This window comes from Chitinophaga terrae (ex Kim and Jung 2007), assembly GCF_900107795.1.
Classification (GTDB): Bacteria; Bacteroidota; Bacteroidia; order Chitinophagales; family Chitinophagaceae; genus Chitinophaga; species Chitinophaga terrae.
The window spans coordinates 1-7,380 of sequence record NZ_FNRL01000056.1; the positions used below are offsets into that span (position 1 = coordinate 1).

Annotated in this window: 8 protein-coding genes and 1 pseudogene; 3 read left to right on the plus strand and 6 right to left on the minus strand. The window is 37.2% G+C overall.

Annotated elements, in window-relative coordinates; translation table 11 throughout:
• Positions 1 to 63: 63 nt before the first annotated feature.
• A complete protein-coding gene (locus BLV62_RS27825; protein ID WP_089766321.1) occupies positions 64 to 1,284 on the plus strand; it encodes an IS256 family transposase in 1,221 nt (406 codons plus the stop codon).
• Positions 1,285 to 1,766: 482 nt separating this feature from the next.
• On the opposite strand, the gene BLV62_RS27830 is transcribed toward BLV62_RS27825, so the two are convergent.
• Entirely contained in the window at positions 1,767 to 3,113 is a 1,347-nt protein-coding gene (locus BLV62_RS27830) for a putative phage abortive infection protein (RefSeq protein WP_089766323.1), read from the minus strand.
• Positions 3,114 to 3,473: 360 nt separating this feature from the next.
• Here BLV62_RS27830 and BLV62_RS27835 point away from each other — a divergent pair, with 360 nt between their 5' ends.
• The gene (locus BLV62_RS27835; protein ID WP_089766324.1) at positions 3,474 to 4,214 is read left to right on the plus strand and encodes a S1 family peptidase; all 741 of its coding nucleotides are present in this window, start codon (positions 3,474 to 3,476) and stop codon (positions 4,212 to 4,214) included.
• A gap of 112 nt (positions 4,215 to 4,326) precedes the next feature.
• On the plus strand, positions 4,327 to 5,349 hold the full coding sequence (locus BLV62_RS27840; RefSeq protein WP_089766326.1) for a YaaC family protein: 1,023 nt from the start codon (positions 4,327 to 4,329) through the stop codon (positions 5,347 to 5,349).
• Positions 5,350 to 5,629: 280 nt separating this feature from the next.
• Here the strand turns inward: BLV62_RS27840 and BLV62_RS27845 are convergent, their stop codons facing one another.
• From BLV62_RS27845 to BLV62_RS27865, 5 genes and pseudogenes are all read right to left on the minus strand, one after another.
• Positions 5,630 to 6,037: a hypothetical protein gene (locus tag BLV62_RS27845; RefSeq protein ID WP_089766328.1), complete on the minus strand. Its 408-nt coding sequence runs from the start codon at positions 6,035 to 6,037 to the stop codon at positions 5,630 to 5,632.
• Between the two features lie 116 nt (positions 6,038 to 6,153).
• Positions 6,154 to 6,339 carry a hypothetical protein gene (locus tag BLV62_RS27850; RefSeq protein WP_089766330.1) on the minus strand — a complete coding sequence of 62 codons (186 nt, stop codon included), beginning with the start codon at positions 6,337 to 6,339 and terminating at the stop codon, positions 6,154 to 6,156.
• 106 nt (positions 6,340 to 6,445) lie between these two features.
• Positions 6,446 to 6,541, minus strand: a pseudogene (locus BLV62_RS29080) (DUF433 domain-containing protein); the annotation flags it as partial.
• A gap of 121 nt (positions 6,542 to 6,662) precedes the next feature.
• Complete coding sequence (locus BLV62_RS27860) at positions 6,663 to 6,896, minus strand: hypothetical protein (protein WP_089766332.1); 234 nt, start codon at positions 6,894 to 6,896, stop codon at positions 6,663 to 6,665.
• 248 nt (positions 6,897 to 7,144) lie between these two features.
• On the minus strand, positions 7,145 to 7,380 hold a 236-nt coding region (locus BLV62_RS27865), incomplete at its 5' end, for an IS3 family transposase (protein WP_139170429.1).

Genomic DNA, 7,380 nt, shown 5'->3' on the forward strand with positions numbered 1-7,380 from the left:
GAGACTGTAAAATAAACTGTGTCAAAGGCTAAAAAAACAAGACCTTTAACACAGTTTTTTTTTATGGAACAACAAGAAAAATTTGACTACGAAGAACTCAAACGCAAGACTTTGGAGCAACTGCGCTCTGGCAAGTCCTTGTTTGGTAAAGATGGTGCTTTTGCCCCCCTGCTAAAGGATATTCTAGAAGCCGCGCTGGAGGGAGAAATGGAAGCCTATTTAGACGATGAGCAGCGTGCAAATGGTAACCGGAAGAACGGTAAAAACCGCAAACGGCTTAAAACAGCGGATGGTACAATCGACCTGGAGACACCCCGCGACAGGGCAAGCAGTTTTGAGCCACAGATTATCAAAAAGCGCGAAACCATCCTTGCTGAGAGCCTTGAGAATAAGATTATCGGTATGTACGGCCATGGCATGAGCCTTCGGGACATTTCTGCTCATATTAAAGACATGTACGATACAGAGATCTCAGCAGCCACATTATCTTCTATCACCGATAAAATCATTCCCCTTGTTAAAGAATGGCAGGCCCGTCCCCTGGAACCGCTGTATTGTATTATCTGGCTGGATGCCATGTTCTATAAAGTCAAAGAAGAGGGCAAAATAGTTAACCGTTGTGTTTATAATATTGTTGGTATAAACGCTGAGGGACGAAAAGAGCTACTAGGCATGTATATCTCTGAGAGCGAGGGCGCTAACTTCTGGTTAAGTGTATTGGCTAACCTTCAGCAGCGGGGGGTATCTGACATACTCATTGCTTGTATTGATAACCTGAAGGGCTTTTCTGAGGCTATAGCCACAATATTCCCCTTTACAGCGGTACAGACCTGTATAGTACATCAAGTCCGTAATTCCATCAGATATATTGCCAGTAAGGACCAAAAGCCATTTATGGCCGATTTAAAACCGGTTTATCAAGCGGTAAGCAAAGAAGAAGCGGAATCCCGGCTGGAGCAGCTGGACCAGAAATGGGGTAAAAAGTATCCCGTCGTAATAGACTCTTGGCATCGAAACTGGGATAAGCTCAGTACATACTTCCAATATTCTGACGCTATCCGTAGGCTCATCTACACCACTAATACCATCGAAGGTTTCCATCGCCAGGTACGTAAGGTAACCAAAACCAAAGGGGCATTTACTTCTGATATGGCCTTGCTAAAACTAATCTTTCTGGCTGCACAAAATATCCAAAAAAAGTGGACACAGCCGCTCCCCAACTGGAGCTTGACTGTGTCACAATTATCAATTATTTTTGGTGAGCGGCTGAAATTACGATTGTAAATTAAATCTTGACACAGTTTATTTTACACTCCCGTTTTGCTTAGGATTAGCAAGGGTTTGAGAGAAAAAAAAGAAGGTTCAGAAGAAAATTCTGAACCTTCGTCAAGTAGTGCTCCCCCTGATGTGCAGATTTCGAACCGTTTTTTGGAGGATTTAAGGCTTATTTACGAGTTGGAGCCGGTTTTAAGAGATTTTCAACGGTCCACTTTCTACAGCGGGTAAACGGGTATTTCTGTGATATAATATATTTGTTATCCCTTACAATACTTGAACATACTATAAATGCAATATTCTGTATATGGTCGTTACAGCAACCATATCGTATAAATAGTTGTAGATAAGCCAATTTGTCCCCCTGTCAGTCAGAATAGTCTTGAAAATTTGGAAACTATAACTCCTGGGGGATCGGATGGGGTTTCCCTTTAAGGGGGGATGGAGGACGAGGCTGGGGCTGTACAGGCACTTTCTTACATAAATGGAAATTATTTGGTGTCCTCATCCTTTGCTGGCCTGCTTTCATGAGGAAAATTAGCCTCATCCAACTTATCCTGCTCAATTGTGTCCATATCATCCTGTACTTCTCGGATAGAGCCGTTTTGATTAACGGGTTGTTCTTCTTCATAATTTTGCCCCAGAATATTTCCAAAAAACGATTCACTGTTGGGTTCCTCCGTCAAGTGGGGATTAGGTAATCCTTGTTCATCATGTTCAAACATATGAATACCGTTTTCAAGCAATCTATCAATTTGTTCTTTAAACTTTTTGTGGGGGTTAACAGTGAAGGTGGTAAGATCAAAAGGCAGGTTATGGATCATTCTATACTTGGAAAAAAATTCATTGGTGCCATTTTCCCAAGCATCACCATACCCTGACAAATAGTTAAAATATAACATTAACTGCTCATGCTCAGACAATTGTGCTCTGACCATCCTTAAATAGTCTAATTTTTCAGGGTCATTGATTTCTCTATCAGGCTTACCAACAACATATTTAACCAGCAAAAATAGCTGCCGGAAGTAGTGACTTAATCTTGAAGCATGTCCTGCAAAAGGTGTATAATTAAAATTTAGTGGGATTCTAATATTAGAATTAGGAAAATCGTAAATAAAATTACTACCCCCACTACTCTCAAACCTACCTTTTGCTTCAGCCAGTCTATCCTTACAGTTATTGACAAATGTAATCTCGTCACTGATCGAAGGATCAATTCTTTTTACAACAGACGATTCAATACCATGAAAGAAAAAGCGGTATGATAGTTTGATAAGATAATCTTTCGTATCTGGTATCTCCTCAAAAGTTAATGTAGCTTTGCATATCTCATAAATTGCTTGCAATTCCGCAGTAGCGTCAACAAAAAATTGTCTTCCTGCTATCCTTTTTGGTATTATTTCACCTGATAATGTAGTTATTGGCGGTATAGCCGATAGTGCACTTTGGTTAGATACCAGCTTTTTAGCAGGTTCATATCCTTCAACAATCAGTTCATTTAAATTTTCCTTGTGCAATTTTAGCATTTCAAAAAATTTGCTTTCAAAACGTTCTGTTCGTATATCAATACGCTGCTGCTGGTTGGCTTTAAACTGAATCCAGAAAGCAAAAAAGGTTAGGATGGCAGCTACGAGGCCAATTAGTGGACTAGTAATACCCCCAATTGTATCTCCCATTACTCCAGTTGAATCATCGAAAGTAAACCAGAGTGAAAATTGAGTGATAAGTAATGGAACTCCAAAAAATATAACAAGTAAGGTCAGTATAAACCAGAACATGGTTAATCCGGGGTTTCGCTCGACCCAATTAACAATTCTATCAAAAAGTGTTTCGTTCATACCCAACTGTTAAGAGATTTGTCTGTAAAATATTCAGGGATTGTATAAATATATTTGTTTAAATTATCTTTTTTTAATTATTTGTAACCTAGGGTAAACCCGGTTTTAGCCCCATTTATTATCCCTTAGTATACCTGAACAATATATAATAATGCCATATTCTGTATATAAGGATAGTTCAAGACAGAATAACACAAAAGTAGTATTTAAGACAGCTTTTTGCCCCACTCCTTTCAAGCGGATAATTTTAAATTTGAAAATTAAATTCGACGGGGGGATACCCAAGGGGGATTTGATAGGTGAAGGTCTGGTGTAGACTGGGCCTTTCGCCACCAACAAATAACTAATAAATAATATATTATGTTCAAAAATTCAGAGGGGAAACTAGTTTCCCGTGAGGCTAGTATCTTCCCGTTAATAACGTTTGATCCCCAAAAAAAGGACTTTCGATGTCTTGGCACCGGCTTTTTTATTCATCCATATGGCGGTTTTGTCACAGCGAAGCATGTTTTTATTAAACCAGATGGAACACACCAACCAACTTTATATGGCGTACAAAGTCTAGAGGATGGGACGAGGATTGTGAGGGAGTTAAAACATCTTGTTGTTCACCCTAATGCGGATATTGCAATAGGATTTTTAGGAGATGCAAAAAATAACGACGCCTTTAACAAAAATCCTGTTCCTGCTTCCGCTTTTCAATTGTCTTTTGCTTCACCAAATATTGGTGATGAAATTTTAACTTATGCTTACCCATTAACCCAATCCGAATGGCTCGATGACGATAATAAGCAATTTACCTTCCAGGGCAGAGAGTCTGCGGGAAAGGTTGAAGAATATCATAAAGATGGCTTTCTATCCCTGAAGAATGCCTGCTACCAAACATCTATGAGAATTGACGGAGGAGCTAGTGGTGGCCCAGTAATGAAAGGAGCTTATGTTATTGGAGTTAACTCTACCGGTATGGATTTCGGGGATGATGCTATTTCATGTATTACACCAGTAAGTTTCCTTCAAGATTTAGCAGTACCGAGTGGAGATAGGCTGGTTTCTATACCTGAGCTGATAAACGCAGGGTTTATTTCTGTTGTAATGTCTTAATTGCATGGCCCGACAGAATAATCTGATGATAAACAAATATTCATCCAGTATTTATCACAAAATTCTGTGATCTATTTAAATTATCATTTTTTTTAAATATAGAGAACTTATCATGCAAAATAAGGCGTGGAATAAATTATTAGAATTCGAAACACGTGATCTTGTTGAACGTTTCATAAAGAACAAACATAACAGAGACTCTACGGCTAGACAAGTATTAGAAATAACGTCAAACTTTATTCAAGCAAGGGAGTATTTCAAAAACTCTCAAAGAGCAGAGATTACCGTTAAACCATTACTTCAATACTACGGTGTTGCTTCACTAGCAAGGGGCCTCATATTATCCTGTTCTCCAAAAATTTCTGAATCCTCAATGAAGCCTTCACACGGTCTGGATACTTTAAACTGGAGGGAGGCCCTAGTTAAAAAAGATTTTGGCAGTTTAACTGTTACAATTAAACAGGGAACTTTTTACGAGCTACTTACATCAACTGGCAATAAAACGTATTTGAAGCATAATTCAAGTGGGGTTAATTGGTCGCTAGATTTCCCGCTGCCAAAAATTGGAACACAAATAACATTAATTGACTTAGTTCAAACTATATCCGATTTTAGTGATGAATTTGAAACATGGACACAGAGAAAACTACATTTTTTAACAATTCAATCTCTGAAACATTCATCACAAGGAGAAGGATATGAATTTGTTGTCAACAAACCAATTGATAGTAGCACAATAGCCGAGATTCTTTCAGAGGAAATTTATGGCCCATATTCAATAACTGAAAATGGCGGTAAAACAACCATCAGTACGAAAACAAATCATATTCCTCAATTCTCTCAAAGGTTTACAGACCCTTTTAATATTGGAATAGGTGATATTTCATTAACACGGCCAATAAATAATAACCTTTACCTAAATGTTTTGTCGCAATACTATTTATTATCCTTTTTCTTAGGGATGCTATCTAGATATTTCCCTTCAACCTGGATTTCACTGGGGAGAACGGAAAAGGGAGATTCCGTCTATCCATTATTTATTAAAATAATTGACGCAATTGATAAATATTTTCCACTATTAATTGTTGAATATTTGGGAGGGCCATATAATTTCGAGAAAAAAGAAATAGCTTAACATATAAGCTTGAAACAAAGTAACATATTTCGTATACTGTTTTACATAGATTGGTAGAAACCCGAACTGATGTTTTTATATTTCGGAAATAACGTCCTTTTGCGAAGGAATGCTTCATTAATTTGATGAATAGTTTTTATCACTATATCTCGTTATGATTATCATAAACATAAACGAACTCTTCCTTCCAGTGAATATTATCACAAATCGGCATCATAATACTCAATTCACCCCTATTTAAGTCCTATAAAATGCTGGTATTAGGCATGGGTACTTATTCTTACGTATTCTCACTTAACATAAGCTCGACGCCTGTTAGATCATAAAGTAGATTTTGCAATTGATGTACATATTCTATAGGCTTTTTGTTGGCCTTATAATTAATTAGAAATAGTTGCCCTTGGGTCGTCAGCATAAATTTATGTCCTTCTATTTCCCAGGCAGAACCACATCCTGGTTGTGCCCATGGATGTGTACTCTCCTTTTTTAGCCCTAGCCCTAGTAGCCATTCCTCTGTTATTACTATGGGATTTAGGTTTGCTATATGCAACTGCTCATCTTGTTTGTAAAGAAAATATGTTCCAATATCACATGGTTCATCTGAACATATGATGCTAGGAGAATATTCCACCATTTCGTTGTTTGCATCTATAATATAGTTGCCAAATCGTAAATCTTTGAAAATCATATGCTTTTTACTCAAATTTACTAAACAATTATTGAGAAAAACTAAATTTTAAAATCTTATTATATAGTTATTTTAGGTGCACGTTCTCATTGCCGCCGCTGTATCTGTCATTATGGTTAATTTTTTCGGAAAATAATTATCGAGAAGACAATACCAGCCACCACTAAAACCCAGAAGGAGATTTGTGCTAGTAATCTCATCACCGAAGCTAAAATACTATCTAGTATAGCATAGCCTGCCAAAATTGCAACAAGAATAACTCCGGCAATAAATAATAGGATAAGGACTTTCAGGATTTCCATACTATGTTGTTTTAATAGTTAGTGAGAAGTAACTGTTCCTCATATTTTCCTTATATGCTTTTCATTTAAGGAAGCATATAACAAGGCTGCTTGAATAGCTTCCTGATTAATATGCGGATGCGCTAAGAATATCTTGCATCGTTTCACCTTTAGATAATTTTTCCAGGATCAGCTCAACAGTGATACGCGTATTCTTAATGACAGGCTTCCCATCATGATGCTAGGGTTTGCCTCAATATATTGTAGCACATTCATATTTACAATTAATTTATTATGGAAACAGGAAACCTGGATAGAATCCAGGTTCCGTTATACAATGGTGTTCACATTTTAAGCATAAAAGCTTTTTCTTCTTCTGTTAGGCCTCGCACAAACCATTTCTCTTTTAGCAGCTTGTTAAGGAAATCGTTTTCTTCAGCATACCGTTTACACAACTCCAAGTATTTTTGATTGAGCAGCTTAATTTCCCGTTTCTTAAAAGAGTATTTAAGTTTGAGTGTTACATGCTTATCCTTTAGGTCACTATAAGCAATAGATAGTCTGGTTTCGTTATCCATCTTTTTTCCTATAGTTGTTAAAGTATTCTACTAATTTATTCAGATTGCAAAATACCACCTTAATGATCATTCCCTTTTCCGCATTACTTAACGCTGGTATAATTTTGCCTATCTCATCTTTTTTGTCTGTGGTACGCATTTTCCGGTAAAATGTTGGAAGGGAAAAGCCGCACTCGCTGCAGATAGCATCCCTAACTTCATTAGGGAATTCAATAAGCTGGACTTGCAAATAAAATCGGCAGTGCTAGTTAAGCAGCTTTTTTAATTTTTTGCTCTTTGTTATTAAATTGCTCAATTGTAAGATTTCCCAATGTGGAGTGACGACGTTCTCGATTATACCAGATTTCTATGTATTCGAATAGTTCTGCTTTCATCTGACCCTTGGTAATCAACTTATTGCCGTAAATCTGCTCGGATTTTAGCGTTTTGAAGAAGCTTTCTGCTACTGCATTATCCCAGCAATTACCTTTTCTACTCATACTTC

Coding starts and splice junctions, on each gene's coding strand:
- BLV62_RS27825 (WP_089766321.1), top strand. CDS start 64: ATGGAACAACAAGAAAAATTTGACTACGAAGAACTCAAACGCAAGACT.
- BLV62_RS27830 (WP_089766323.1), bottom strand. CDS start 3,113: ATGAACGAAACACTTTTTGATAGAATTGTTAATTGGGTCGAGCGAAAC.
- BLV62_RS27835 (WP_089766324.1), top strand. CDS start 3,474: ATGTTCAAAAATTCAGAGGGGAAACTAGTTTCCCGTGAGGCTAGTATC.
- BLV62_RS27840 (WP_089766326.1), top strand. CDS start 4,327: ATGCAAAATAAGGCGTGGAATAAATTATTAGAATTCGAAACACGTGAT.
- BLV62_RS27845 (WP_089766328.1), bottom strand. CDS start 6,037: ATGATTTTCAAAGATTTACGATTTGGCAACTATATTATAGATGCAAAC.
- BLV62_RS27850 (WP_089766330.1), bottom strand. CDS start 6,339: ATGGAAATCCTGAAAGTCCTTATCCTATTATTTATTGCCGGAGTTATT.
- BLV62_RS27860 (WP_089766332.1), bottom strand. CDS start 6,896: ATGGATAACGAAACCAGACTATCTATTGCTTATAGTGACCTAAAGGAT.